Here is a 25,736-nt window from a genome sequence, read left to right as displayed (position 1 = left end):
CGCGCTGTTGCACAGACGACGGGTCCACCCACGGTGAACGCCCCTACGTTGATGGGAGTCCGATGCCGCAGCTGACCGACGAGGCCACGAAGAACGACGCGGTTGCCATCACGGCCCCGAGCACCTGGATGACGCCGGAGGAGTACGGGGCCTCGCGGGCCGCGCTCTGGGCCGGCGCCGTCGTCCTCGTCACCGACTCGCAGGGGCGCGTGCTCCTCCAGAGCGTCGACTACCGCTCCGACCGGCTGCTGCCCGGCGGCGCGGTGGACGCGGCCGAGGCCCCGTCCGCGGCGGCCGCCCGCGAAATGCGCGAGGAGCTCGGAGTCGAGGACCGCTACCCGCGCGGCCTCGCCGTCGACTGGATCCCCGCCGACGCGCCCGGGTTCCCGCCCGCGATGCGCTTCCCCGGGGAGATCCTGCACATCTTCGACGGGGGCACCTGGACCAGGGAGCGGATCGACTCCGTCCGGCTCCCCGCGCAGGAGATCACCGGGATCCACTTCGCCGAGCCCGCCGACCTGCCCGGCCTGATGGACGCGGGTGACGCCCGCCGCGCCCTCAGCGCCCTGCGGGCGCGGATCAACGGCGGCGGCACCGCCCTGCTGGAGGACGGCCGCCCCACCGCGCCCACCGCCCTGGACCGGCTCGGCGTCCTGCGCACCCGCCGCCCGCGCCAGCACGGCACGTGGCACCCGGGACCGACCCCCGTCCCCGCGCACCTGACGCCACGGGACCCGGCCGGCTGGCTCTTCGCCCCCGACGGCCGGGTCCTGCTGCTCATCACCCGCGCCTGCGGCACGGCGCACCTGCCGTCCCCGGAGGCGGGCACCACCACGGGCGCCTTCCCGCTGGGCCACCGGTACGCCGACCAGTGCGCGCACCCCCGTACCGCCGCCCGGCTCACGGCGGTGCCACCGGGTCCCGACCCGGCGTACGCGCGCCTCCTGGCCACCCCCGAACAGGTCCGCGAACTCAGCGACTGGGGCCCGGCGGGCCTGGAGGAGCTCGCCGCCGTCCACGCCGCCCGCACCCGGCTCTCCCTGCCCTGCCCGCCCCGCACCCCGCCGACGGAACTCCCGCAGGAGGGCCTGCGCTGGTGACCCCCGCCGAGCGCGCGGCACCGCTCAATCCCCGGTCCGCGGCCCGCGGTCCCGCAGCATGGGGGGATGAGCGAGACTGCGATCACCTACACCGTGTACGTCCAGGCCGACCCCGCCCGGGTGTGGCAGGCCCTGACCGAGCCCGCCTTCACCCGCCGCTACTGGGGGCTCGACTTCGAGACCGACTGGCGGGTGGGATCGACCATGGACTGGGTGGAGCGCGGGGCGCGGACCAGCGATCCGGAACAGGTGGTCCTGGAGTGCGTGCCGCACCGACGGCTCGCGTACACCTGGCACACCTTCACTCCGCAGTGGGCGGCCTCCGTCGGCATCGGCGAGGAACTCCGCGCCGAGCTGGCGCGCGAGCGGCGCACGAAGGTGACGTACGAGATCGAGCCGGTCGGGGACACGCTCGCGCGGCTGACCATCCTCCACGAGGACTTCGAACCGGGCGGCACCCTCATCGGCATGTGCGGCCGCGCCTGGCCGATGCTGGCGTCCAGCCTCAAGACCCTCCTGGAAACCGGCGCCCCGCTGCCGGAACAGGGCCACGCCAACGTCCAGGGCGCGGGCGGATACGAGAGCCACGGGACGGGCAGCTAGGCCGCCTCTCTCGGACCCCGGCAAGATCCGAAAGAGACGGCCCAGGAGGATCCGATCGCGTGCGCCACCCTCCCGCGTCGGGCCGGGGACCGGCCTGTGATCATGGTCGGGAGACCACCGACCGGGAGCGCTGATCCGCCGACATGCCACTCGAACTCGCACACCACCGTGCCGTCCTCACTGCCGCGGGGCGGGACCCCGGGCCCGGGCCCGCCCGCCGATCCATTGCCGCCGAGTCCTCCTGTGCCGAGCGGGTGACCCGGTGAAACTCGCCGAGATCCTGGACGCGGCCGCCACCGGCCGCTTCCCCGCGCCCGACGGAACCACCACCGTCGTGCCGCAGCAGAACCCCCGCGACGCCGGGGTGCTCGCCTTCACCGCGCACTCCGTGGTCTTCACCGACGAGGACCCCGACTGGGTGCGGTCCACGCTGGCCGCCATGGACTGCGACGGCCTCGCGGCCACCATGAACCCGCGCTTCCTCGTCGCGCTGCTGGACCGCACCGGCCGGACCCACGACACCACCGACCTGCTCACGGTCGCCGAGGCGCTCCCCGGCGAGCCCGCCCTGGAACTGCGGGAGATCGAGGATCCGGACCACCCGCGGGTCCGCCGGGCCCTGGGCCGCCGCGACGACGTACGGGTCTGGGCGACCCCCACCGGCGGGGGAGTGGTGATACTCGGCCGCGGGGTGGCGGGCCGCTGGGAGACGGCCATCGAGGTGGACGAGGCCGCCCGGCACCGGGGACTGGGCCGCGAGCTGGCCCGCGCCGCCCGGCACCTGGTTCCGGACGGGTCGCCGCTCTGGTCCCAGCAGTCCACCGGCAACACGCGCAGCATCCGCGCGTTCCAGGCCGCCGGGTACCGTCCGGTCGGCGCGGAGGCCCTGATGCTCGCTCCGGTCCGGCCGGAGGGCCGGTCGGCTCCGGCCTGAGGGAACGGCCCGGATGCCACCCTGACCACCGGCCGTTCACCGGAGTCGTGTGGAATGGAGGCATGGGGAGAAGCGAGTACCAGATACGCCAGGAGGGCGGCCCGGTGAACCGGCCCGAGGGGACGACCGCGGCCGTCGCGGCGCCCGGGCAGCTGCCCGGGCAGCCGTCCGCCCAGTCGTCCGCGGAGCAGCCGCCCGGGCAGCCGGCCGAGCAATGGCGCTACGCCCGGTACCTGGAATCCCTGGCCGCCGTGTCCGGTGAGCCTGCGGAAGCCGAGGCCGTGGCCGCCGTCCTGCGCGATCCGGACCCGGTGATGGCCGAGAGCGCGGTGGTCACGCACCTGGACCGGCGGGCGGCCGGGCTCCTGGCCGACGAGGCCTTCCCCGCCTGGGCGCGGGCCGTGGGCGACGTCCTCGTAGGACGTACCTTCGCCGCCCGCCGGCTGCGGGAGTGGACCCTGCTGAAGGACATCACCCGGGGGGATCCCTGGTCGCCGGGGGAGCTGCTCGCCGCCTCCGATTGGTGTCAGCGCACGGCGGCCCAGTCGCTGCACGTGGACGAGGCCCTGCGGTTGCTCGCCGCCGAGGCGCGTACCCGACGCGTCCGCAACGCGGCGGCCCAGCGGCTGCTGCGACGGGCGGCGTGACCCCGTAGGCGGCACGCCGCTCACAGTCCGCGCGGGACATGACGAAGGTGCCGTCCCCCCAGGGGGACGGCACCTTCGCTCACCGAGCCACCGCGTCGCGGTCTCCCGCTACTTCGTGCCCCGTCGCACCCGGGCCGCCGCGCGGGCCTCCGCGGCCTGCCGGGCCTCGATGGTCTTACGGGACTCCTTGCCCTTGCCGGGCCTGCCGGGCCGGGTCCCGATCCCGCGGAAGCCGAGTTCCGTGCCCGAGGGCCGGCCCTTGGCGTCGGTGGCCGCGGCGCCGGCCAGCGGCACCCCGGACGGGGCCTTCGCACCGGTGATCCGGCTCAGCGCCGCCTCGCCGGAGCGGACCTGGGTGATGGTCGGGCGGATCTTGGCGTCGGCCATCAGGCGGACGATGTCGCGCCGCTGGTTCGGGGTGACCAGGGTGACGACCTTGCCGGACTCCCCGGCCCTGGCGGTACGGCCGCCGCGGTGCAGGTAGTCCTTGCTGTCGGCCGGCGGGTCCACGTTGACCACGAGGTCGAGGTCCTCGATGTGGATGCCGCGGGCGGCGACGTTGGTGGCGACCAGGACGGTGAGCAGGCCGTCCTTGAACTGCCCCAGGGTCCGGGTGCGCTGCGGCTGCGACTTCCCGCTGTGCAGCCCCTCGGCCCGTACGCCCATGGCCCGCAGGTGCTTCACGAACTGGTCGACCCCGTGCTTGGTGTCCAGGAACATCAGCACCCGGCCCTCGCGCGCCGCGATCTCGGTCGCGGCCGAGACCTTGTCGGCCGCGTGGATGTGCAGCACGTGGTGGTCCATCGTGGACACGGAGGCGGACTGCGGGTCCACGGAGTGACCGACCGGGTCCTTGAGGTACCGCTGGACCAGCTGGTCGACGTTGCGGTCCAGGGTGGCCGAGAACAGCATCCGCTGACCGGCATGGTGCACCTGGTCGAGGATCTCGGTTACCTGCGGCATGAAGCCCATGTCGCACATCTGGTCGGCCTCGTCGAGGACCACGATCTTCACGCGCTCCAGATGGACGTCGCGCCGCCCGATCAGGTCGCTGAGCCGCCCGGGGGTGGCCACCACGATCTCGGCGCCGGTGCGCAGCGCGCCCGTCTGCTTGCCGATCGACAGACCGCCGACGACCGTGGCGATGCGCAGCTTCAGGGCGTGCGCGTACGGGGAGAGCGCCTCGGTCACCTGCTGCGCCAGTTCGCGCGTCGGTACGAGGACCAGGGCGAGCGGCCGCTTCGGGTCCGCCTGCTGTCCTGCCGTCCGGGCCAGCATGGCCAGGCCGAAGGCGAGCGTCTTGCCCGAGCCGGTCCGGCCGCGGCCGAGGATGTCACGTCCCGCGAGGGAGTTGGGGAGGGTCGCCGCCTGGATCGGGAACGGCTTCGCCACCCCCTGGTCGGCCATCGTCTTCACCAGCTCAGGGGGCAGGCCGAGCTCCGAGAAGGACTCCACCGGCGGCAGCGCCGGCGTGGTCGTCCGGGGCATGGAGTACTCGCCCTGGGGGCCGAGGGTGCGGGGGGTCTTGCCGCCGCCCTTCGAGCCGCCCTTCGGGCTTGCCTTGGCTCCGGCCTTGATGCCGAAGCGCCCATGAGCCGACGGGTTCTTCATGCAGAACCTTCCGTGAGACGAACAGGATGTTCGAGAGTGCGACGAGAACGTCGCGAAAAGTCGAATTTTACCATTGGGACTAAGGGGCCACGGGCCCGAGCTCCGCGGCCCGCACCCGGTCCAGATGGGCGGTGACCTCGGCCGTCGCCCTCCCGAACCAGTCCGCGATGACGGCGATCTCGTCCGGGGAGTACTCGGCGAACACCGCGCCGAGGCGCGCGTAGAAGGGCTCGTAGACGGCGAAGACCCTGGCGGCGGCCGCAGGGTCGGCGACCACCCGGACCCGGCGCCGGTCGGAGGGGTCGGGCTGCCGACTGGCGTAGCCGGCGCGCTCCAGGCGGTTGAGGACCCCCGTCACGGCCCCGGTGGTGAGGTTCGTGAGCTCGGCGAGGTCGCCCGCGCCGAGCGGGCTGTCCCCGGCGCCCAGGATGTGGCCCAGGCAGGTCAGGTCCGTGACGTTCAGCCCCAGCAGCTGCGCCACCTCCTGCTGGCCGAGGATGCCGAGGGCGACGTACCGGTCCATGCGCGACAGCGCCTCCTGGACCGTGGCCGCGGGGCGGGGCTTGCCCTGCACGCAGATACTCCTTAGCATCTAAGTTACTTAGCTCGTGAGATAAATGGTTTTCTCCGTGAGGGAACGCCATTCGAGCCTACTGAACCAGGGGAGAACGATGAGCGCTCACGGCCATGTGGACCTCGGGCACACCGTGGCCGGCTGGACCGGCACGGCGATCGCCCTCGTGGGCTGTACGGCGGCGGGCGCGTCCCTGTGCGCGTCCTGGGCCCCCGGCATCTGGATCGGCCTCGCGGTCGTGGTCGTGGCGGGGATCGTCACCTGGCTGCTGCACCTCGCCGGCTGGGGCAAGCCGAGCGGCCCCCGTCCGCAGGACCAGTGGGACTGGCGGGTCCGCGACACCGCCGCGCACGCCGGTCACTCCGACTGCCTGGGCTGCCGGGTCGGCGGGCCGAGGAGAGCGGGCACGGCAGCCGTTCGGTCTCGTTCCGCCGCGTCGTTGCCCGCCGCGGACGGCAGCGCCTGAACATCGGTGCGAAGTGCCCCCCGGGCCCGTGTGAAGGCCTCGTCCCTCGTATTACGGACGGGGCGGAGAAAAGTTCGAATAGCGGGAAGCACCCCGGTTGGCCGCGCTTGGCGTGTGCTCGAGCCGATCAATGGGCAGGATCGGGACCGGCCGCGTGTGCGGCCGGTGGAACGTTGTGAAGGATCAGTACAGATGGCAACAGGCATCGTGAAGTGGTTCAACTCGGAGAAGGGGTTCGGGTTCATCCAGCAGGACGACGGCGGTCCCGACGTGTTCGTGCACTTCTCCGCCATCCAGACCACCGGCTTCAAGGAGCTGGCGGAGGGGCAGAAGGTCGAGTACGACGTCACGCAGGGGCCCAAGGGCCCCCAGGCGGAGCAGGTGGTGGGCCTCTAACGCCGCTTCACGAGCCCGGCAAATGACGCGAGCCCCGTCCGGTCCTCGGGCGGGGCTCACGCACGTGCGGCGCGGACCGGTAGCGTGGGCCGGATGATGACGGGCACGCCGGACACCCGGCTGATCGTGTTGCGCGGCAACTCCGCCTCCGGCAAGTCCTCGGTCGCGGAGGAGATCCGGGACCGCCACGGCCGCGGCATCGCGCTCGTGGGCCAGGACACCCTGCGGCGGGTCGTTCTGCACGAACGCGACACCCCCGGCGCAGCGAACATCGGACTGATCGGCAGCGTGGCGCGGTACGCGCTGGACCACGGCTTCCACGTCATCGTCGAGGGGATCCTCCACGCGGACCGCTACGGGCCCATGCTCGACGCCCTGCGCCGGGCCCACCGGGGGCGGACCCACTTCTACTACCTCGACGTGCCCTTCGAGGAGACCGTGCGGCGCCACGCGGGCAAGCCCAGGGCCGCCGAGTACGGGGAGGCCGAGATGCGCGAGTGGTACCGGCCGCTGGACCTGTTGCCCGGGGACTGGGAGAGCGTCGTCGGGGTCGAGGACTCCTTGGAGGACACCGTCACCCGGGTGATGGAGGAGACCGGCCTGACGTCCGGCTGACAGACCGCTCAACCGGCCCGGTGCAGGGCCAGCAGCAGCGGCCAGATCCGGTCCGCCAGCTCGGCCGGGTCCGCCAGGTCCGCCGGGAACTCGCCGTGCAGCCAGTCCGCGAGGACGCCGGTGAAGGTGGCCGCCACCGCCGAGGCGACCAGGTCGGGCCGGGGTGCGCCGACCGCCGCCCGCTCGGCCCGGCTTCGGGCGCGCAGCTCCCGGTACAGGCGCTCGCCCAGCGGGCCGCCGCCGCCCGGCAGGAGCAGGGTGCGGTAGAGCGGGGCCCGGTCGGCGACGCCGGCGAGGAACTCGGCCAGCGCGGCGGGCGGGCGGGCCGGGGCGGGCGCCGAGGGCCCCGTCTGCCAGGCGTGCAGGGCGTCGACCGCCGCGTGCACGACTTCGGCGCACGCGTCCACCGCGAGCCCGGTGAGGTCCTCGTAGTGCAGGTAGAACGTGGCGCGGCCGACGCCGGCCCGGCGGACCACCGCCGAGACGCTGACCTCGGCGAGCGGCCGGTCCGCGCATTCCGCGAGGAGGCTTTCCCGCAGCCGAGCCGTCGTGCGGGCGGTACGGGGGTCGGTGCGCGGCCGGCCGGACGTCACGCGGCGAGCAGCGCCGCGCCCAGGGCGAGGGCGGCGGGCAGGGCCTGGGCGATCAGGATCCGGCGGTTGGCGGTCGCGGCTCCGTACACCCCGGCGGCGATCACGCAGACGAGGAAAAAGACCTGCGTGGCCAGTGAGCCGATGACCAGCGACCAGACCAGGCCGGCGGCGAGGAACCCGTTGTAGAGGCCCTGGTTGGCGGCGAGCGTGGCGGTCAGGCGGGCGGTCTCGGCGTCGAAGCCGGACAGGGCCCGGCCTGGCGGCCGCTGCCACAGGAACATCTCCAGCACCAGGAAGTACGCGTGCAGTGCGGCGACGAGGCCGATGAGGATCGATGCGACCGCGTGCACGGCCACCTCCCTGGGGACGGGGTGAGTGAAGACCGGTCCATCCGACTTCCTGGACAACTGTACAGGAAGTGCGGTCGCGGTCCGAGCCCCGCGACGCGGATACCCTGGCCGCATGACTGCGCTCGTATATGAAGACTTCGGCACCGGACGACACCGCGAGGCCTCGCTGATCCGGCACGCGCTCGGCAGCGTGCACGACGAGGCGCTGGTCGCGGGCCTGGCGGGCGGGATCGGCTTCATGTACTTCGTCTTCGAGTACGCCGGCCGCCCGCCGATGCCGACGATCGTCGCCCAGGCCCACCCCGACCCCTGGGTCCAGGTGGCCCTCGGCCGCCTGAACATCCCGTACGAGGCCACGCGCAGCGCCAGGCCCCGCTGGAACCGGGTCGAGGCTGCTCTCGACGCCGGCGCTCCGGTGTTCTGCACCGTCAACAGGTCCGCCCTGCCCTGGCACGGCCCCGCCGCCGTGGCCGAGCTGGCGGCCGCGGATCCGTACGTGGTGGTCGTCGTCGGCCACGAAGGCGACACCTTCTACGTGGAGGACGGGGCGGCGACCCCCTACGCGATCGGCCGCGAGGAGTTCGGCGCCGCCTGGTCCGGACACAAGAAGGGCCGCCACCAGATGGTGGTGACCACCGGCAAGCCCGCCGGGGAGCCGGACCTGGACGCCGCGATCGCCCACACCGTCGGCCGCCTCACCGGCCCGGTGCTCGGCAACCACTTCGACGTCAACTTCGGCTTCTCCGGCATGGAGAAGTTCGCCGCGCAGCTGCGCGACACCACCACGAAGGCGGGCTGGGAGCGCCGGTTCGCCACCCCCGAGGCCTTCGCGCTGGGCACCGGACGGATGCACGCCTGCCTGGAGGAGGAGTGGACCGCCCAGGGCGCCACCCGGCCGCTGTACGCGGACTTCCTCGACCTCGCCGGGCACGCGCAGGCGGCCGGACTCTTCCGGAGCTCCGGCGAGCAGTGGTCGCGACTGGCCGAGCTGGCCCGTACGGCCGACCCGGAGTCGGACGCCGCCGCGCGGCGGGAGCTCTTCGACGCCTGCGCGGAGCTGGTGGACGGAGCCCTGGCGCTGGAGCGGGAGGCGGTCGGAGTGCTGCCGCAGGCCGCGCCGACCGCTTAGGCGGGGCAGGCGCAGGTCGTAGGCCGTAGGAGGGTGCGCGGGCGCGAGGGTGCGTCAAAGGTTGAGTTGCTCAATTTTTGACGCGGTGCAACTGACGGGCGTACGGTGGCTCGTCAACGACGCCTCCGCGCTGGTGCTGCTGCGCTCCGCGATCGCCGCGATGGCCGGAACCGTCTCCCTGGTCGGGGTCGCCGGGAACTTCCTCTTCTCCGTGGCCGTCGCCACCGTGGTGGGGCTGGTCGTCGGCCTCGTCAACGTCCGGGTCCGGGCCCTGCTCAAGGACAGCCTGCTGAACACGGCGATCTCCTTCGTCGTGCCCTTCGTCGCCTTCCTGCCGGCCGAGGAGTTCCGGGCCTCCGGGGTGCTCGCGGTCGTGGTCGCCGGCCTGGTCACCGGGCACCAGAGCCCGCGGTTCCTCAGCGCGCAGGACCGGCTGACCGAAGCCATGAACTGGCGCACCCTCGCCTTCCTGCTCGAAAGCGCGATCTTCCTCCTGATGGGCCTCGGCCTCAAGAGCCTCCTCGACGAGGTCGAGGCGGAGGGGCTGAGCGCCCCGCGCGCCCTGCTCATCGGTCTCGCGGCCGCAGCCCTGGTGATCGTCGCGCGCATGGTGTTCGTCGCCCCGCTCATCGCCTCCGTGCGCAAGGACGCGCAGCGGGCCGCCGAGAAGAAGCCGCGGCTCGACTGGCTGATGGACCGGCTCGGCGCCCCCGAGGCCGAATGGCACGGCATCCCCGGGCGGCCCCGCAGGGCCCTGTCGCCCCGGCGCAAGCAGCAGATGAAGGAGCGGGTCACCCGTGCCTCCGCCGATGTGGACTTCAAGGTCAACGAAAGCCTCGGCTGGCGCAGCGGAGTCGCCCTCGCCTGGGCCGGGATGCGCGGAGCGATCACCGTCGCCGCCGCCCAGACCCTGCCCGCGGACACCCCCTACCGCCCCCAGCTGCTGCTGATCGCCTTCGTCGTCGCCACCACCACCCTGCTCCTCCAGGGCCTGACCCTGCCCTCCGTCATCCGGGCGGTGAAGATCCCCGGCGATGACCCGGACCGGCTGCGCGACGAGTACCAGCGGCTGCTCGCCGAGATCGCGACCGTGGGCCGGGGCGTACTGGAGGAGCCGGGCCTCGCGCGCGGCGACGGCAGCCCGTACACGCCGGGCGTGATCACCAAGGTCCGCGAGGACGCCCGGCTGGACACCGCCGGGAGCGTCCCCGTACGGCAGGACGATCGCGAGCAGTACGTGGACCTGCGGCTCGATGTCATCGCGGCCGCGCGGGACGCCGTACTGGCCGCCCGCTCGACCGGCGTGTACAGCTCCCAGGCCATCAACCAGGCCCAGAACGCGCTGGACCTGGACGAGGCCCGGCTCCAGCGGCTCGGCGGCTGGGCGAACGGCTCGGGACACTGAGCATCCGGACCCAGAGGACAGGGGACCGGGGATCGGGACCGGGGGTCCGGACGCGGTGCCCGGCGCGCCGAGGTGCTATCCGGCCTCCTCGACCGTGATCGCCGACACCGGGCACGCGCGGGCGGCCTCGCGCAGCAGCGGGCTGCCGCCGCCGTCCTCGCGCCCCGGCAGCAGCGCGCCGAAGCCGTCGTCGTCCTGGGTGAACACCCCGGGAGCCGTCAGGGCGCACTGACCGGCCCCGATGCAGACGCCCGTGTCGATGGAGATGTGCGCGGAGGGCATCGGGCTCCTCACCACGCCACAGGGAGTTCGAGCATGCCCTGGATGGTGTCCCCGGGCTTGAACGGGATCAGGTCCGGCTCAGTGGCCAGCCGCAGCCCCGGCAGCCGCTCGAAGAGGGTGCCGAGCGCGATCTCCATCTCGGCCCGGGCCAGGTTCTGACCCAGGCACTGGTGGATGCCGAAGCCGAAGGCCAGGTGGTGCCGGGTCGGCCGGTGCCAGTTTAGGTCGTCGGGCTGGGCGAAGACGGCCTCGTCGCGGTTGATCACGGAGGTGGAGAAGATCACCCCGTCGTCGGCGCGCACGGTGACCCCGCCGATCTCGATGTCCTCCCTGGCCACGCGCAGCATGCCGTCCGCGATCGACAGGAACCGCATCAGCTCCTCCACCGCCGCCGGCATCAGGGCCGGTTCGGTGCGCAGCTCGGCCAGTTGCTCGGGGTGGTTGAGCAGGGTGAAGGTGCCGAGCGAGATCATGTTGGCGGTGGTCTCGTGCCCCGCGATCAGCAGGATCGCGGCCAGCGAGACCAGTTCCTCGACATCGGTCTCCCCGGTTTCCAGCCGCTGGGTGATCAGTTCGTCCAGCAGCCCGTCGCCCCGGTGCTCGCGCTTGTGCCCGATGAGCTCGCGGAGATAGCCGTTGAGCTGGTCGCGGGCGTCCTCCACGTCGGCGACGTCCGGTCCGCGCAGCAGCCGCCGCGACTGGCTCTCGAAGAACTCGTGGTCCTCGTACGGGACTCCGAGCAGCGCGCAGATCACCATCGACGGCACCGGCAGGGCGAAGGCGCCGACCAGCTCCGCGCGCGGGCCGGCCGCGACCATCTCGTCGATCAGCCGGTCCACGGTCTCCTGGATCCGGGGCCGCAGGGCGGCGGTCCGCTTCAGCGAGAAGCTCGGGATCAACATCCGGCGCTGGGCGTTGTGCTCGGGGTCGTCGACGCCGAGCAGGGCGGTGGTCCGCTTCTGCAGGCCCCTGAACCGCCGGGTGGGGGTCGGGAATTCGGGGTTCAGGCGGTCGGAGGAGAGCCGGCCGTCGGAGAGCAGGGCCCGCGCTTCGGCGTGCCCGGAGACCACCCACACGGAGCGGCCGTCGAAGAGCGTGACCCGGGAGAGCGGCCGGCCGGTCCGCAGCGGCTCGTAGGCGGCCGGCGGGTGGTAGGGACAGGTCCGGTCCTGGGGGAAGGCAACAGTTTTCTCGGACATTGAGCACCTCGCACGCGGTGGTTCCGTTCTGCCGAAACCCATTACATGCCTCAGGCACCTATCCGATCCATGTGACTTTCGGCCAGATTGCTGGGCTTCGCCTGGATGGCTCAGAGGTGCGGGTCCAGGAACGCGCGGAACTCCTCGCGCGTCATCGGCCCGGCCTGGGTCGCGACCGCCTCGCCGCCCTTGATCAGGACGGCGGTCGGAGCACCGGTGACCTCGTACCGCTTGGTCTGCGCGGGACAGCGGGTGATGTCCGTACGGACGGCCGTCAGTCGCGTCCCGTACTCCTGGGCCAGCTCGGCGACGACCGAGTCCATCGCGCGGCAGGCCTCGACGGCCTTCGGCCAGCTGCCGCAGAAGTAGGCGAGCACGGGCCCGTCCGTCATGCCGAGGATGAACTCGAACTCCTGGTCCTCCAGTGGCTGGTGTACCAGACGTGCCATGGGTGGTGCTCCGCTCCGTGTGCCGTGCGATCCGAAAGGTGGCTCCCATCATCGCCGGTCGGTCGCGATGGGTGTCCCACCCGTCCGACCAGGGCATTGTCAGTGCCGTCTGTGAAGCTGAGCGGTATGGACGACAGGATGCTCCGGCGCCGGGTCTACGGCGCCGATCACGATGACCCCGACCCGGGTCCGCTCCAGGGGCACGCCTACGGCGAGCTCGTCGGCGGTCCGCTCGACGGGCTGCTGCTCGACATCACGGGCTGGAGCGGGCCGCAGCTCGCCGAGGAGGCCAGGCTCGCGACGGAGATAGGGCGCTACGGTCCGGGCGGCCGGGCGCACTACCGCCGTCGCGAGCAGGATCCCGGCCGCTGGGACTGGACGGGCGACAGCCGCTGAGGCCGGGTCAGCGGGTGGCCGCGGCCCGGCTCACGCTGCGGGCCCACATCACCAGAGGGACCTGGAGCGGCAGCCGGCCGACCGTGACGGCCCGCACGGCGGGGGAGCGGCGACGGGCGTCGGCGGCCATCTTGACGTTCGCGGGGAAGACGCCGACGAAGAACGCCGCCGTCGCCATGGCCGCGACGCGGCGGGTGCGCGGGTGGGCGACCCCGGCGGCCAGGGCGAGCTCCGCGACGCCGCTCGCGTACGTCCACCGGCGCGGGCTGCCGGGCAGCGCGCTCGGCACGATCGCGTCGAACTGCTTCGGGACGACCGCGTGCGCCACCGCGGCACCGGCCAGCAGGCCGGCGAGCAGCATGGGTGAGGAAGGTGTGCGCGGCATCGGGGGATCCTCTCGAAGGGGCCTGGGCCCGGCGATCCTACTCGCCGGTAGCGTCGGGTGGGCGAGCCTTCGGCGGTTGCGGTTGGCAGTCCCGGAAGATTCTCTGAAGAATTTCCGGGGGAGCTGTCGATCCGGGCGTCTCCCGTTCGACGCAAGGGTGAGAGGCGGGGAAAGCCCCCGTCCTTCCCGACCGAGGAGTCACCATGCCGCGCTTCCTTTCGATGGTCCGCATCGACGAACAGAGCTTCACCCCCGACACCCCCTTCCCGGCGGACTTCGAGCAGCGCATGGGCGGGCTGCTGGAGGAGATCACCAAGGCCGGGGTCATGCTGGACACCGCCGGGCTGCTCCCCACCTCCGAGGGGACCAGGGTCACCTGGTCCGGCGGCAAGCTCAGCTACACCGACGGCCCCTTCACGGAGACCAAGGAGGTCGTCGGCGGATACGCCCTGATGCAGTGCAAGGACAAGGACGAGGCGCTGGAGTGGACCAAGCGCTTCCTGGAGGTCCACCCGGAGAACTGGACGGTCGGCATCGAGCTCCGCCAGATCGACGAGGGCCCCGGCGGTCCGCAGGCCTGATCGTCTTCGCGAGCCTGGCCGTCTTCGCGAGGCCCGACCGTCCTCGCGTTTGCCCCGCCTCGTCACGGCTGCTCTGATGGGTGGCCGTGACGGCAGTGAATACGACCCGAGCGGTCGAAGCGGTGTTCAGGATCGAGTCCGCCCGGATCATCGCGGGCGTGGCCCGCATCGTGCGCGACGTCGGCATCGCCGAGGAACTGGCGCAGGACGCGCTGGTCGCCGCGCTGGAACAGTGGCCGCAGTCGGGTGTCCCGGACAAGCCGGGCGCCTGGCTGATGGCCACTGCCAAGCACCGCGCCATCGACCTCGTCCGCCGCAAGGAGACCTACGCGCGCAAGCTCGCGGAGGTCGGCCGCACCCTGGAGGACGAGCCGCCGGCCTCGGAGTCCGCAGAGCTCGCCGATCCCGAGGCCATCGACGACGACCTGCTGCGGCTGATCTTCACCGCCTGTCACCCCGTCCTCGCCACGGACGCCCGGATCGCTCTCACCCTGCGCCTGATGGGCGGGCTGACCACCCAGGAGATCGCCCGCGCCTTCCTGACCTCCGAGCCCACGGTCGCCCAGCGCATCGTCAGGGCGAAGCGGGCCCTGGCCAAGGCGGCGGTGCCCTTCGAAGTCCCGTACGGGGCGGATCGCGAAGAGCGCCTCGCCTCCGTGCTGGAGGTCATCTACCTCGTCTTCAACGAGGGCTACTCGGCGACCGCGGGCGACGACCTGGTCCGGCCCGCCCTCTGCGAGGACGCCCTGCGCCTCGCCCGCGTCCTGGCCGGCCTGATGCCCAAGGAACCCGAGGTCCACGGGCTGGCGGCGCTGCTGGAGTTCCAGGCCTCCCGCATCGCCACCCGCACCGGCCCGGTCGGCGAGCCGGTGCTGCTCGCCGACCAGAACCGGGCAAGGTGGAACCGCATGCTGATCCGGCGCGGTGTCGAAGCCCTGGGCCGCGCCGGCACCGGCCCCTACTCGATCCAGGCCGCCATCGCCGGTTGTCACGCCGACGCCGTCCGGTACGAGGACACCGACTGGCCTACCATCGCCGCCCTCTACGGGCGCCTCGTCCAGCTCGTCCCCTCACCGGTGATCGAGCTCAACCGGGCCGTCGCCGTCTCCATGGCCGAGGGGCCGAGGGCGGCGCTCCCGCTGGTGGACGCCCTGGCCGCGGAACCGGCCCTGCGCTCCTACCACTTGCTGCCCAGCGTACGGGGCGACCTGCTGGAAAGGCTCGGCCGCCCGGCGGAAGCCCGAGCGGAGTTCGAGCGCGCCGCCTCGCTCACGCACAACGCCCGCGAACAGGCCCTGCTGCGCGAGCGCGCGGCCCGGCTGGCCGACTAGGCCGTAGCCGTTCCCGACGGACTTCGGCGTCTCAGGGGCGCCGGGCGAACGCCGCCACGTCGAGCGGGGTACGGGCCACCGGCCGGCGCGGCGAAGTCAAGGCGATCGGCCGACGGAAGGAGCCGTGACGGGCGATCTCCCGGACCGTCTCGCGCAGCGCCTCCTGGAACCCGTCCATGGTGCGGCGGGCGGCGGGGGTGTCGGAGTAGATCGAGTTCATGTGCAGCCCGTCCGTGTCCCGCTGGAACCAGGAGCAGGCCCCGTTGGCCTGCGCCGACCACACGTGGGAGGTGGGCTGCCAGTCCTCGTGCCGCTCGGCACCCGGGCACTTGCGCATGTCGATGTACGAGAAGAAGTTCACCGGGTGGGGCCAGGAGCGGGCGGCGAACTCACGGGGCGCCAACAGCTCCCAGGCCCGCACGAACGGTACGTCGACATGGCCGATCATCTCGCCGAACCCGGCCCGCACCGAGGCCATGACCTGCGTGAAGTCCCGTCCGGGCGAGGCGTCGAACTCGATGGGCATGGTGTTGACGAACCAGCCCACCGAGTTCGTCCACTCGGCGCGGCCGCGTTCGCTCACCGGCATGAACCCCCGGTAGACGCCCGGACCGCCGGCCTCGCGCAGACAGACGGCGACGGCGGCCAGCACCCCCATGAACGGCTTGCCGTCGACCGCCAGACAGGCCTTCTCGAAGACCTCCGCCTCGGCGGCGTCCAGCAGCGGCGAGGCCTCGTTGACGATCGAGTACATCCGGCCCGGTTCCACGCCGAGTTCGAGCGGGAAGCGGGGGAAGAACTCACCGCTGCGCGCCATGAACCGCTTCCAGTAGCCGAGCCGTTCGTCGTCGTCGGCGATGGACAGGTAGCGGCGGCGCTGCTCCTCGGCGAAGTCCAGGTAGCTTGCCGCGGGTGCCGGGTCGATCTCCTCGCCGCGGCACAGGGCCTCGTAGCCGCTCTGCACCTCCTGGACCACGATCGGCATGGACATGCCGTCGCAGACGATGTGGTCGAAGGCCAGGTAGACGGTCGCGGAGTCCTCGCGCAGCACCGCGCCCATCGTGAACAGCGGCCAGGACAGGGTGTCGATGCTCCGCTTGAAGCGTTCGACGAGGAAGCCGGTCAGCTCCTCGGTGCGGTCGAAGGAGGCCACCCGCACCGTGTCCAGAGCCAGTTCCTCGGCGGGGATCGGCGCGCACGCCAACTCCCCGGCGAGCCGCCGGAACTCGCAGCGCAGCACCTCGTGGCGGCGTACGAACGCCAGCAGCGAGCGGGTCAGGGCGTCCTCGTCCAGCACGCCCGCGACCTCGAAGGTGACCGCGATCCACGAGGCTACGGGGTCGTCGGCCGCACGGCTCTCCTCGGCGACGGTGAAGTGCTTGTCCTGGTTGAAGGAAGCCCTCCTGCCCGCCGCGCCGCCCAGCCCGTCGGCTTCCGCCGCCGCGTTGGACCGCAACCGCCACTCGACGACCCGACCGGGTGCCATGTGGTGCATCTCCAGAGGAAACTGCCGCATTCCGTCATCCCTTCGCCCCCCGAGTCAACCCCGAGCCCCTAACGACACCCGGGCCACGGAAGTGACGCGCACCAGCCGGTTCGCCGGTCGGGGCGGGGTTCAGCGGCGGGAGCGCAGCAGGCGGCGCAGCAGCGGGCGGCCCGGGAACGGCAGGCGCAGGAGCGCGGAAGCGGGTTGCGGCCGCCCGTGTTCGAGCTCTTGCGCCAGGAGGGTCAGGAACGCACGGAACTCGGCTTCGCCGTAGGGGCGGTGCCCCGGATACGGCTCGAAGGCCGACGCGAGCACCGCGTCGGAGGCCACTGCCGCGCGCAGGCCCGCCGCCTGGCGGGAGAGGGGCCGTCGGCTGATCGGCTCGACCCGGAGTGCGACCGCGAAGCGCCGGGCGAGGTCCTCGTCCAGTTCAGCCCCGGCATTGCGGAACATCGCGTTGTACAGGATGCCGTTGACCAGCCCCGTCACCCAGGTTTCCGGCATCGCCGCGTCCCCTCCCTCTCCTGGTTCCTCCCCGGCCCGAACTCTGGCAGACCCGGCCCCGGGGCCACCAGCCGGGGCGGCCCCGGCTGGTGACCGGAGCCGCCGTCGGTCACTCCTTGAAGGCGCCCTGGTGCGGGCCCAGATCGGGATCCAGCTCGTGGAGCATCTTGCGGGCGTCCTCCAGGATCCCGGCCGTGCACAGGACGCGCCACTGGGCGTACGCGGGGGACTGGCCCAGCGCCGTGGTCAGGAAGCTGGTCTCGGCCTTGCCCAGCCGGGCCCGCAGGGCCGCGCGCAGCTGCGGACCGGGCGGCGCGGACAGGGTGTGGACGGCTGCCATCTCCGCCAGCATGGCCCCGAGATCGGCCAGTACGCGGTCCAGCCCGTCGGGGGCGTCGGCCGCCTCCGGGACGAGCGAGGTGTGCTTCTGGCTCCAGTGCAGGGCGGGCGGACGGCCCTCGCGGAACGTCAGGTTGTACAGGCCCCGGGCGATGCCGCGCACCTGGTGGCCCACGTGGTCCAGGCCGCGGGTGGCCTCGGCGAGCCGCTCGATGCGCGGGCGCGCCGCCGCGGATCGCGGGCGCCACCGGATCGCGTCCTCGGCCTGGTGCACGGAGCCCCGTACCGTGTCCAGCTCCTTCGACAGCACCCGGGCGCGTTCCACCCAGTCCCCGGCCCGCGCCGCCCAGTCGCCCGTCCGGAGGTGATCGGCCATCTCGGCGAGGAGAGCACTCATCTCCTGGGTCAGCCTGGCGAGTTCCTCGCCGGCCCGGTGGGTGAAGCCGGGCGCAGGCAGCAGCAGGCCGACAGCGGTGCCGATGAGCACGCCGACGATGTTGTCCTCCAGCCGCACCGCGCCGTACCCCAGATGGGCGGAGGCGCCCATCACCAGGACTCCGGTCAGTGCGATCTGGTGCGTCTGCGGACCGAGCCTGAGCAGGCGGCCCGCGTACATCCCGAGGAGGACGACGATCAGCACGCCCAGCAGGTTGGTCCCGACGGCCGCCGCCGTCACCGCCCCGAGCACCAGCCCGAAGCCGACGCCGGAGGCCCGCTGGAGGGCCTTGCGCGCGGTGGCGTACGGGGTCAGTTGCGCGACGAGGATCGCACCGGCCGGAGCCAGGTCGGGCGAGGGGGAGTGCAGCAGGTCGGCGGCGATCCACCAGGACAGCGTCGCGGCCACCCCGGCCCGCAGCACCATGGCCCCGTCGCCGAATCCGGCGACCGAGTGGCTGCGCAGCCGGTCCAGCACGGCGCCGAGCGTTCCACCCGAGGGGCGCGTACGCGTGCTCGACCGCATGTGCTGTGTCCTTACCCGACGTCCGGCGCGCCTCGTCCGTGCACCAGGCTAGTACGGACAACCGGGCGAAATAGCAGGATTTCGGTCACCTCGGCCGGGTCTAACGTCGAGCATCGCGGGTCCTTCGGCCCGTGCCCACGGCCGCCTGCACGGCTCGTACCGCTCGCACGGCTCCGCTCCCGGGATCAGTCCTGGGCGCCGCCCCCGTCGGGGCGCAGCTCGATGTGGTCCGCCGCGAGGTCCACCGCCACTCGGTGTTCCATCCCCAGTGCCTCCAGGAACTTCTGCGGGAGCTGCACCCGGCCCGTGCGGTCCAGCATCACGTACTCCCGCTCGCTGACCGACTCGGCGCCGTGCTCGTCGGTGACCGTACGGCGCAGCACCTCGCTGCTCGTGCGGCCGTCGCGCATCGCCACGGTGCGCCGGACCTCGCCCGCGACGAGCGGGTCGTGGGTCACGATGACCACGGTGGCGCCCAGTTCCCGGTTGACGGTGCGGAACGCCTCGAAGATGGCCCCGCCCGTCTCGGAGTCCAGCTCGCCGGTCGGCTCGTCGGCGAGCAGTACCGCCGGATCGTTGGCCATCGCCACAGCGATGGCCACGCGCTGCTGCTGGCCCCCGGAGAGCTCGTCGGGGCGCCGGCCCGCCAGGTCACCGATGTGCAGGGCTTCGAGGAGCTCCCCGGTGCGGACCGCGTGGCGCTTGGCGGCGCCGCGCCCGCCCCCCTTCAGCTGCATCGGAAGGGAGATGTTCTGGGCCGTCGTCAGGAAGGGCAGGAGGTTGCGGGCCGTCTGCTGCCAGACGAAGCCGACCGCCTCGCGCCGGTAGCGCAGCCGGTCGCGCGCGGACATCTCCAGCAGGTCGTAGCCGCCCACGCTGGCGGTGCCGGCCGTGGGGACGTCCAGGCCCGCCAGGATGTTCAGCAGAGTGGACTTGCCGGAGCCGGAGGCGCCGACCAGGGCCATCAAGTCGCCCTTCTGTACGGTCAGTTCCAGCCCCTGGAGGGCCTGGACCTCCACGCCGTCCGTGCTGAAGATCCGCACCAGGCGGTCGCAGGCGATGGCCGTGTCCGCGCCGTGGCGCACGGGCTCGGCGGCGGCCAGGGCCTGCTGCCGCAGCTCCTCGAAGGTGGGCTGGTCGCTGTGGGGCGCTCGGTTCACCGCTGGTCTCCCGCTCTCAACTCGGTAGTGATCTGTCGCCTGCCGGATATCGCCGCCTCCGCGAGCACGGCCACCGCCACCAGCGCTGCCAGGCCCAGTGCCTGGATCAGTACGGGCCTCGGGAGGAACCCCAGGCCGGTCGCCACCTTGGCGCCCACCAGCGTCGACAGGTCCACGGCCGGACCCAGCAGGGCGAGCGCGCCCGCCGCCACCAGGGCGCCGCCGAGAGCCGCGGCCAGCGCCAGCGGCACCGACTCCGTGAGGATCAGCAGCACCGCCTGCCGGGGCCGCAGGCCCATCGTGCGCAGCCTCGCCAGCAGCGCCGCGCGGTCGGGGGCGGCCCGGACCAGGGTCAGCAGGACCGCCAGCACCGCGAACCCGGCGGCCGCGGCCAAGGTGGCCCAGAACAGCCGCTCGGCCGATCGCTGGAGCGGGTCGGAGCCCAGCTCGGCCACCGCGGCGGCACTGGTACGGACCCGGTACTGCTCCGGAGACGCCGCCGGGTCCGCGGCGCGCACCAGCTCCTGCAGCCGGTCCTGCCCGATCGGGCCGAGCGCGAACCAGCGGTTGGGAAGGCCCAGCTTGGGCGCGGCGGCCGTGGCCGGACCGGCCGGGAGCACCACCGTGGTGGACTTGGCGCCCGGCCGGGCGGGCGTTCCGTCGATCACCCCGGCCACGGACAGCGCGATCTCCCCGCCGGCGTCGAGCCGCAGCCGGTAGGAGCCGGCGTCCTGCGCGGCGAGGTCACCGCTGACCAGTGCCGGGATCGGGGCGCCCGGGGCGCCGCCCGCGAGGACCGCCGGATCGAACCGGCCCCGTCCGACGACCCTGGAGAGCTCCGCGTAGGCCACCGGGTCGGCGATGACCACGGTGACCTGGATGCTGTCCTGCTTGCCGCCGGTCAGGAAGGAGTTGTCGTCGATCCACACGTGCACCGCGGTCCCCACGCCGGGCAGCGCGTCCGCGGCCTTCAGGATCGACTCCGGGAGCCTGGAGCCGCTGGCCGCGATCTGCGCGTCGCCGCCCACGGTCTCGCGCACCACCTTGAGCCGGGAATCCGCCACCGTGGTCAGCACCGTGGCGCCGAAGCCCCCGGTGGTGACGGCCAGCAGCAGCGCGATCAGTGGCAGGACGGACGGGCGGGCCCGGCCGCCGGTGCCCCGCGCGGCGCGCGCCAGCCCGAGGAACCCGACCAGCCCCGGGCCGCGTCCGGCGGCGCGGGCGAGCGCCCCCACCAGGACGGGCTGGAGCCGGGCCAGCAGCAGGCCGCTGCAGAGCGCGAGCAGCAGCGGGGCGGCGACGAGCAGCGGATCCACCCCGGCGCCGACCGGGGCGACCCCGCGCGAGCGGACCTCGAACACGGCCGCCGCGGTGGCGGCGAGGACGAGCAGCTCGACGACGAGACGCCGCCGGGGGCGCGGCCCGTGCTTCGGAGACAGCAGCACGGCTGCCCGTACGGGAACGGCCAGCAGGGCCAGGAGCGTGGCCGCGGAGGCGGCCAGCACGGTGGCCGCCGAACGGGGCGTCGGCAACAGGGTGACGGCGAGCGCCGTGGCGAGCGCGGCGGCGGGCAGGACCGTGACGGCGCTCTCCGCGAGCAGCCGGCGTACGATCCCGGAGCGCGATCCGCCGCGGGCCAGCAGCAGGCGCAGCTCCGTCTCGCGCCGGTCCCCGGTGAGACCGGCGGCCAGGCAGAACACCACGAACGCCACCCCGGCGACCCCCGCCGGGCCGATCGCGGCGAGCGGCGCGGCCGCCTGCTCGCGGGCCCGGGCCTGCTTGAACAGTTCCGGAAGGGTGGAGGCGATCTCCAAGTCGTCGCGGTGCGTCTCCTGCTTCAGGCGCGCCGAGGTGGGGCCGCCCAAGTAGGACGCCACCTCCTTGGCCGTCGCGGGCAGTTGGTCGAACCGCAGGACACCGGTGTCCGCCGGGATCCGCCAGAAGTCGTGCGCGTTGCCATCGCCCCATTCACCGAGCCGGTCGAGCGACTCGGCTCCCACCAGGCCGACGGTGGCCCAGTACGGCTGCGGCGGCCTGTTCGAGTTCTGGGTGAGGCAGGCGTCGGTGATGCAGTTGAGATCGGTCCAGTAGACGTCGGCCTCGTCGTTCGCGGCGAACAGCCCGACGACCTCCGCCCCGAGGGTTCCGCCGCCGCCCCCCACGCCTTCCAGCACCATCCCGAGCCGGGCGCCGATGGTCTTGGCGGAGCTCTGCGACAGGGCGATCGGGATCGGCCCGCCGGGTACGGGCGCGCCCGGCCAGCGGCCCTCCACCAGCCGTACGTGGTCGGTGGCCTGGCGCAGGTGGTAGAGGCCGAGTGTCGGGGGGACGCCCTCCGGACTGGCCAGTCCGGGGTTGGCGAGGGAGCGCACCTGCGCGACGGTGCCGTGGACCGGGCCGTCGGCGGCGACGCCGATGCGGGGGCCGGTCCTGGAGACCAGGGTGGCCAGCACCTCGTCGAGGTCCTTCGCGGTCTGGTTCCCGAAGCGGGGCCGCGAGGTGATGGTCAGGCTGGTCGCGCTCGGGCCGCGGGCCTCCAGGAAGGTGCGGAGCGCCTGGTCGGTGCCCCGGTCCACGGCGCGCGGCAGCGCGGCGGCCAGCAGGACGGCCACGAAGGCCAGGGCCGCGCCGAGGAGGGTGGCGAGCGGGGCCGCGCGCAGCCGGGTCCGCACCCAGGGTGCGGGCGGGGGCACGCGGGGAGCGGCGCCCGCGGTGGCCCCGGGAGGGGTCCTCCCCTCCGGGGGGCGCCGGTCGGTGTCCTTCGCGGCCGGCCCGGTCATACTTCCTCCACGTGCCGCAGCCGGTCGGCTGTCTTCAGGCTGTTCTTCTTGCGCCGTCCGCCGAACACCGCGGACAGCAGGGGTACGGCGGCGATGGCGGCGGCCAGCAGCAGGGTCTGCCCGGCGGGCAGGTCCACCAGCACCTCGGGCACCGGCCGGCCCGCCGCCGGAGTCAGCACCATCAGCGGCACCACCAGATGGACGATGACCACACCGAGCCCCAGCCCGACCGTGGTTCCCAGGCCGACCAGTACGCAGCTCTCGGCCGTGGCCGTCCGGGCCAGGTCCCGGCGGCGGGCCCCCAGCGCCAGCAGCACGGAGAACTCCCGCGCCCGCTCGCGGGCGGCCGCCGCGGCGGAGGCCGCGAAGCCGATCGCCGCCAGGACGGCGCAGGCCACCGCGAGCGCGGCGAGCGCCCCCTGCGGTCCCGCGCTGAGCGGGTCGTCCAGCAGGACCCGGGCCACCTCCTCGCGCAGCCGGACCTGCTGGGTGCCCGCGCCGGAGCGCAGTTCGGCGGCGGCCCGCGCCGGAGCCGGGTCGTCGGCGGAAGCGGCCGGCAGCCACCAGTCGGTGGGCATCGGCAGTTCCCGCCCGCCGTTCGCCGCCAGCACCTGGCCGACGGTGCGCAGGTCGACGGCGATCGAGGTGTCCCCCGCCACGGGCAGCGACCCGACCGCGCCGGTGATCCGTACCGAAAGGGAGACGCCGCCCAGCGGAACGGGCACCAGATCGCCCACGGCCGCGCCGATCGACGCCAGGTACGCGCGGGTGGCGATCCCGGGGACCTCGGCGGCCGGAGCGGGCCCCGGCGTCAGGCTGACCTGGACACCGCCGAGCCCGGCCGAGCCGTCGCGGTAGCGCAGCCGGGCCAGTGCCGGAGCCTCGGGCGTCGCTTCCGGAAGCAGTTCGGCGGCCGGGGTGCCGTCGTTGAGCGGGGGAGTCGAGAGCTTCCAGGCGGAGGCGGCGACGGCCAGCGGAGCGGCCGGGCCGGTCCTGGACTGGGAGACCGCGAGGCTCCGTACCGTCAGCTCGTCGTAGATCTTGGCCGCTTCGCCCGGCTTGCCAGGAACGGAGTCGGGGTCGGCGTTCGGATCGCCCGGGAACCAGCCCTCCCGGTCGTACGAGAACACGATCCCGGCCAGGCTCAGCGGGGCGGCGGCCGATCCCAGGGGGGCGCCGACGAGCGAGCCGACGTCCGTGGAGGCCGTCCAGTCGCCCTTCTCCGGGAGCTGGACCATCGGAGTGCGGTAGGTCAGGCCGAACCGGTCGCGCAGCAGCAGCCCGATGCCCGGCCGGCCGCCCGCACCGCTGGGGCGGACGTTGACGGCGAGGTCGATGCGCTGGGGGTCGCCCGGGAGCGGGATGCCGGCGGCTGCACCCTGGTCCGGCGCGGGTGCCAGCGGGGCGAACAGCTCCCGCATGCCGCGCCCGTCGCGCAAGTCGGCCCGCAGCGAAACCCGTTCGGCGGCGGCCGTCGTGTCCAGGGCCATCACCTGCCCGATGCGCCCGCCGGGCAGTTCCTGCTTCGTGCGGAGCACCGGGAAGACCCGCTCCCCGCCGGGCAGCGCCGCGTACCGGCCGCCCCGGCCCATCGGGGCCAGGTCGCTGCCGGATATCAGCAGGCCGCCCGCGGTGGTGAAGTCGGCCTGGTCGCGCTGGGACTGGGACCAGGCGGTGTGCTGGCCGAGGGCGAGCACCCCGCTGGATACGGCCAGGACCAGCAGCAGCACCGGCCCGGTGGCCCGGCCCGGCCGCCGGGCGAGCTGCCAGCCCACGAGCGCCGGACCGAGCCCCCGGCCCCGGGCGGCGATCCGGGAGCCCAGCCGCGCCGCGAACGGCAGCAGCCGCAGGACCAGCAGGGTGCCCGCGCACAGCGCCAGCGTCGGGGCGGCGACCAGCACGGGATCCACGCCGAACAGTCCGTCGGCCTCCGCCACCGGCCCCCGGTCCGCGGAGCGGTACCGGGAGAGCTGCTCGTACGCGAGCACGGCCAGCGCCACCAGCGCCAGGTCCGCGCCGGAGCGGACGGCCCCGGCGACGAGGGCCTGACGGCGGCCCGCCCGGTGCAGCGCCGCGGCCGCGGCGCCGCGCAGGGCCACCGGCAGGGTGGTCAGGGCCACGCATCCGAGGGCGCAGCCGGCCGCGACGGGCCAGAGCAGCCAGCTCCGGGTGACGGTGAAGGGGACGTGCGCCAGCGACCCGTAGCTGCCGAGCAGCCGCAGCAGCGGGGGGCTCAGCAGTGGTGCGAGGACGGCCGCGGGCAGCGCCAGCAGCAGTGACTGGGCCGAGGTGAGTGCGGCGAGCCGGCGGCGGGAGGCGCCGCGTGCGGTGAGCAGCACGCGCTCGCTCTCCTGCCGCTCCGTCAGCAGGTGCGATACGAGCAGCAGCGCGGCCCCGGCCAGGACGGCGAGCTGCAGCGCACCGACGAGCAGGGTGGAACGGGCCACGGTCAGACCCGAGTGCAGTTCTCCGAGCAGGACCGGGAGATCGGTCTGCGCGTGCAGGCCCGAGCGCTCGGCTGCCTCGACGGCGCCGGCCGCCCGCGCTCGCACCGCCTCGGCCCCGGCGGCGTCGATGCCCGCGAAGTCGGGGGTGAGCAGGACGGCGCGGCTGTCCTGCGCCAGCCCCCCGGCGGTGAAGGCGGAATCGTCCACGAACAGCGGTCCGTACGTGGTGAAACTGCCGACCTGCAGACCACGGGCGCCGAGCGGATCGAGCCGCCAGTACGGGGCGTCCGGGTCGACAGGCTGGTAGACGCCGGTCACCAGCACCGTCAGCGGGGAGCCGCCGTACCGGTCGTCGAGGCGGACCTCGGCCGGCAGGGCGCCCTCGGTCAGCCCGAGCCGGGCCAGCGTCGCCTTCGGCACGGCCACGGGAACACGGGCGCCAGGTCCGGAGACCGGCCCGCCCACGGGCTGCGGCCAGGCACCGGCCAGGAGCCGTACGCGCTCCTTGGCGAAGGCCGCCATCAGGGTCAGGTCGGAGTCCTTGCCCGGGGGGCGCGGACCGGGCAGCCCGAACGAGCGGCTGCGCGCCACGCTCTCGGAGCGGGCGGGCAGCGGGCCGAACAGCTCGCGCGCGAAGTCCCGTACCGTCGTGTCGTCCTTGGGACGGTCGGCCGTCGGATGTCCGGCGGTGAGCAGTACGGTGCTGCGTGCGTGGCCGGGTCCCTGGAGCGCCTGGCGCAGTCCGGCCTCACCCACATCGCGGGTGAACGCGAAGAGCGCGGTGAGCACCGTGGTCGTGATCAAAACGGTCAGCAGTACGGCGGCGGCGAGCGGCAATCGCCCGCGCAGCCGGCGCACGACGAAGCCGAGCATGAGCCTTTTCCTCCCCCGCACCGGACGTTTCATCCCGGATAGCGGACGATGCTGCCAGATTCGAACAGATAGCGGAAGGGACTTGCGTGAATGGTGCATCAGATGAACAAATCGACCGGGACGGGCACGCAAGGGCGCGT

Annotated in this window: 26 protein-coding genes; 12 read left to right on the top strand and 14 right to left on the bottom strand. The window is 73.6% G+C overall.

The window, feature by feature from the left end:
• Window positions 1-62 precede the first annotated feature (62 nt).
• The 4 genes from AC3IYJ_RS04695 to AC3IYJ_RS04680 all read left to right on the top strand — a co-directional run bounded on the left by AC3IYJ_RS04695 (window position 63) and on the right by AC3IYJ_RS04680 (window position 3,284).
• Window positions 63-1,100, top strand: a complete 1,038-nt coding sequence (locus AC3IYJ_RS04695) for an NUDIX domain-containing protein (RefSeq protein WP_489400076.1) — start codon at window positions 63-65, stop codon at window positions 1,098-1,100.
• A gap of 66 nt (window positions 1,101-1,166) precedes the next feature.
• Window positions 1,167-1,703 carry an SRPBCC family protein gene (locus AC3IYJ_RS04690; RefSeq protein ID WP_489400075.1) on the top strand — a complete coding sequence of 179 codons (537 nt, stop codon included), beginning with the start codon at window positions 1,167-1,169 and terminating at the stop codon, window positions 1,701-1,703.
• Between the two features lie 262 nt (window positions 1,704-1,965).
• Window positions 1,966-2,637 carry a GNAT family protein gene (locus tag AC3IYJ_RS04685; protein ID WP_489400074.1) on the top strand — a complete coding sequence of 224 codons (672 nt, stop codon included), beginning with the start codon at window positions 1,966-1,968 and terminating at the stop codon, window positions 2,635-2,637.
• Between the two features lie 62 nt (window positions 2,638-2,699).
• Window positions 2,700-3,284 carry a hypothetical protein gene (locus AC3IYJ_RS04680; RefSeq protein WP_489400073.1) on the top strand — a complete coding sequence of 195 codons (585 nt, stop codon included), beginning with the start codon at window positions 2,700-2,702 and terminating at the stop codon, window positions 3,282-3,284.
• A gap of 108 nt (window positions 3,285-3,392) precedes the next feature.
• Here the strand turns inward: AC3IYJ_RS04680 and AC3IYJ_RS04675 are convergent, their stop codons facing one another.
• Complete coding sequence (locus AC3IYJ_RS04675; RefSeq protein WP_489400072.1) at window positions 3,393-4,895, bottom strand: DEAD/DEAH box helicase; 1,503 nt, start codon at window positions 4,893-4,895, stop codon at window positions 3,393-3,395.
• Window positions 4,896-4,974: 79 nt separating this feature from the next.
• A complete protein-coding gene (locus AC3IYJ_RS04670) occupies window positions 4,975-5,469 on the bottom strand; it encodes a MarR family winged helix-turn-helix transcriptional regulator (protein WP_489400071.1) in 495 nt (164 codons plus the stop codon).
• Window positions 5,470-5,566: 97 nt separating this feature from the next.
• Here AC3IYJ_RS04670 and AC3IYJ_RS04665 point away from each other — a divergent pair, with 97 nt between their 5' ends.
• The 3 genes from AC3IYJ_RS04665 (at window position 5,567) to AC3IYJ_RS04655 (ending at window position 6,946) form a co-directional block, all read left to right on the top strand.
• Complete coding sequence (locus AC3IYJ_RS04665; RefSeq protein WP_489400070.1) at window positions 5,567-5,935, top strand: HGxxPAAW family protein; 369 nt, start codon at window positions 5,567-5,569, stop codon at window positions 5,933-5,935.
• Window positions 5,936-6,127: 192 nt separating this feature from the next.
• A complete protein-coding gene (locus AC3IYJ_RS04660; protein ID WP_330294876.1) occupies window positions 6,128-6,331 on the top strand; it encodes a cold-shock protein in 204 nt (67 codons plus the stop codon).
• 96 nt (window positions 6,332-6,427) lie between these two features.
• Complete coding sequence (locus tag AC3IYJ_RS04655; RefSeq protein ID WP_489402687.1) at window positions 6,428-6,946, top strand: kinase; 519 nt, start codon at window positions 6,428-6,430, stop codon at window positions 6,944-6,946.
• Window positions 6,947-6,954: 8 nt separating this feature from the next.
• Here AC3IYJ_RS04655 and AC3IYJ_RS04650 read toward each other — a convergent pair whose 3' ends face one another.
• On the bottom strand, window positions 6,955-7,539 hold the full coding sequence (locus AC3IYJ_RS04650) for a TetR/AcrR family transcriptional regulator (RefSeq protein WP_489400069.1): 585 nt from the start codon (window positions 7,537-7,539) through the stop codon (window positions 6,955-6,957).
• Window positions 7,536-7,889 (bottom strand): DUF1304 domain-containing protein, encoded by a 354-nt coding sequence (locus AC3IYJ_RS04645; RefSeq protein WP_489400068.1) that lies wholly within the window; start codon window positions 7,887-7,889, stop codon window positions 7,536-7,538. Before AC3IYJ_RS04645 ends, AC3IYJ_RS04650 begins: the two co-directional genes overlap by 4 nt.
• 112 nt (window positions 7,890-8,001) lie before the next feature.
• Between AC3IYJ_RS04645 and AC3IYJ_RS04640 the strand changes: the two genes are divergently transcribed.
• Together AC3IYJ_RS04640 and AC3IYJ_RS04635 are read left to right on the top strand one after the other, a co-directional pair.
• Complete coding sequence (locus tag AC3IYJ_RS04640) at window positions 8,002-9,018, top strand: BtrH N-terminal domain-containing protein (RefSeq protein ID WP_489400067.1); 1,017 nt, start codon at window positions 8,002-8,004, stop codon at window positions 9,016-9,018.
• 85 nt (window positions 9,019-9,103) lie between these two features.
• Window positions 9,104-10,423, top strand: coding sequence for a cation:proton antiporter domain-containing protein (locus AC3IYJ_RS04635; RefSeq protein ID WP_489400066.1), 1,320 nt, complete (start codon window positions 9,104-9,106; stop codon window positions 10,421-10,423).
• A 75-nt stretch (window positions 10,424-10,498) separates the two neighbouring features.
• On the opposite strand, the gene AC3IYJ_RS04630 is transcribed toward AC3IYJ_RS04635, so the two are convergent.
• The 3 genes from AC3IYJ_RS04630 to AC3IYJ_RS04620 form a co-directional block, all read right to left on the bottom strand.
• The gene (locus AC3IYJ_RS04630; RefSeq protein ID WP_489400065.1) at window positions 10,499-10,705 is read right to left on the bottom strand and encodes a ferredoxin; all 207 of its coding nucleotides are present in this window, start codon (window positions 10,703-10,705) and stop codon (window positions 10,499-10,501) included.
• Window positions 10,706-10,713: 8 nt separating this feature from the next.
• Window positions 10,714-11,904, bottom strand: coding sequence for a cytochrome P450 (locus AC3IYJ_RS04625; protein ID WP_489400064.1), 1,191 nt, complete (start codon window positions 11,902-11,904; stop codon window positions 10,714-10,716).
• A gap of 110 nt (window positions 11,905-12,014) precedes the next feature.
• The gene (locus tag AC3IYJ_RS04620; protein ID WP_371614436.1) at window positions 12,015-12,353 is read right to left on the bottom strand and encodes a thioredoxin family protein; all 339 of its coding nucleotides are present in this window, start codon (window positions 12,351-12,353) and stop codon (window positions 12,015-12,017) included.
• A 126-nt stretch (window positions 12,354-12,479) separates the two neighbouring features.
• Here AC3IYJ_RS04620 and AC3IYJ_RS04615 point away from each other — a divergent pair, with 126 nt between their 5' ends.
• Window positions 12,480-12,749 (top strand): hypothetical protein, encoded by a 270-nt coding sequence (locus tag AC3IYJ_RS04615; RefSeq protein ID WP_489400063.1) that lies wholly within the window; start codon window positions 12,480-12,482, stop codon window positions 12,747-12,749.
• A 7-nt stretch (window positions 12,750-12,756) separates the two neighbouring features.
• Here AC3IYJ_RS04615 and AC3IYJ_RS04610 read toward each other — a convergent pair whose 3' ends face one another.
• The gene (locus tag AC3IYJ_RS04610) at window positions 12,757-13,134 is read right to left on the bottom strand and encodes a DoxX family protein (protein WP_489400062.1); all 378 of its coding nucleotides are present in this window, start codon (window positions 13,132-13,134) and stop codon (window positions 12,757-12,759) included.
• A 203-nt stretch (window positions 13,135-13,337) separates the two neighbouring features.
• Here AC3IYJ_RS04610 and AC3IYJ_RS04605 point away from each other — a divergent pair, with 203 nt between their 5' ends.
• Both AC3IYJ_RS04605 and AC3IYJ_RS04600 read left to right on the top strand, forming a co-directional pair.
• Window positions 13,338-13,715: a YciI family protein gene (locus AC3IYJ_RS04605; protein ID WP_489400061.1), complete on the top strand. Its 378-nt coding sequence runs from the start codon at window positions 13,338-13,340 to the stop codon at window positions 13,713-13,715.
• An 80-nt stretch (window positions 13,716-13,795) separates the two neighbouring features.
• Entirely contained in the window at window positions 13,796-15,046 is a 1,251-nt protein-coding gene (locus tag AC3IYJ_RS04600; RefSeq protein WP_489400060.1) for an RNA polymerase sigma factor, read from the top strand.
• 31 nt (window positions 15,047-15,077) lie between these two features.
• Here AC3IYJ_RS04600 and AC3IYJ_RS04595 read toward each other — a convergent pair whose 3' ends face one another.
• The 6 genes from AC3IYJ_RS04595 to AC3IYJ_RS04570 form a co-directional block, all read right to left on the bottom strand.
• Window positions 15,078-16,562, bottom strand: coding sequence for a condensation domain-containing protein (locus AC3IYJ_RS04595; RefSeq protein ID WP_489400059.1), 1,485 nt, complete (start codon window positions 16,560-16,562; stop codon window positions 15,078-15,080).
• Window positions 16,563-16,661: 99 nt separating this feature from the next.
• Window positions 16,662-17,036, bottom strand: a complete 375-nt coding sequence (locus tag AC3IYJ_RS04590) for a hypothetical protein (protein WP_489400058.1) — start codon at window positions 17,034-17,036, stop codon at window positions 16,662-16,664.
• A gap of 109 nt (window positions 17,037-17,145) precedes the next feature.
• The gene (locus AC3IYJ_RS04585) at window positions 17,146-18,336 is read right to left on the bottom strand and encodes an FUSC family protein (protein WP_489400057.1); all 1,191 of its coding nucleotides are present in this window, start codon (window positions 18,334-18,336) and stop codon (window positions 17,146-17,148) included.
• A gap of 185 nt (window positions 18,337-18,521) precedes the next feature.
• The gene (locus tag AC3IYJ_RS04580; protein ID WP_489400056.1) at window positions 18,522-19,496 is read right to left on the bottom strand and encodes an ABC transporter ATP-binding protein; all 975 of its coding nucleotides are present in this window, start codon (window positions 19,494-19,496) and stop codon (window positions 18,522-18,524) included.
• Window positions 19,493-22,276: a hypothetical protein gene (locus AC3IYJ_RS04575; protein ID WP_489400055.1), complete on the bottom strand. Its 2,784-nt coding sequence runs from the start codon at window positions 22,274-22,276 to the stop codon at window positions 19,493-19,495. Before AC3IYJ_RS04575 ends, AC3IYJ_RS04580 begins: the two co-directional genes overlap by 4 nt.
• Complete coding sequence (locus tag AC3IYJ_RS04570; RefSeq protein WP_489400054.1) at window positions 22,273-25,596, bottom strand: FtsX-like permease family protein; 3,324 nt, start codon at window positions 25,594-25,596, stop codon at window positions 22,273-22,275. Before AC3IYJ_RS04570 ends, AC3IYJ_RS04575 begins: the two co-directional genes overlap by 4 nt.
• Window positions 25,597-25,736: the final 140 nt, after the last annotated feature.

The organism is Streptomyces sp. GL_140 (assembly GCF_057834465.1).
Note: the sequence above shows the minus strand (reverse complement) of the source record. Positions and strands in the feature narration are given on the sequence as shown.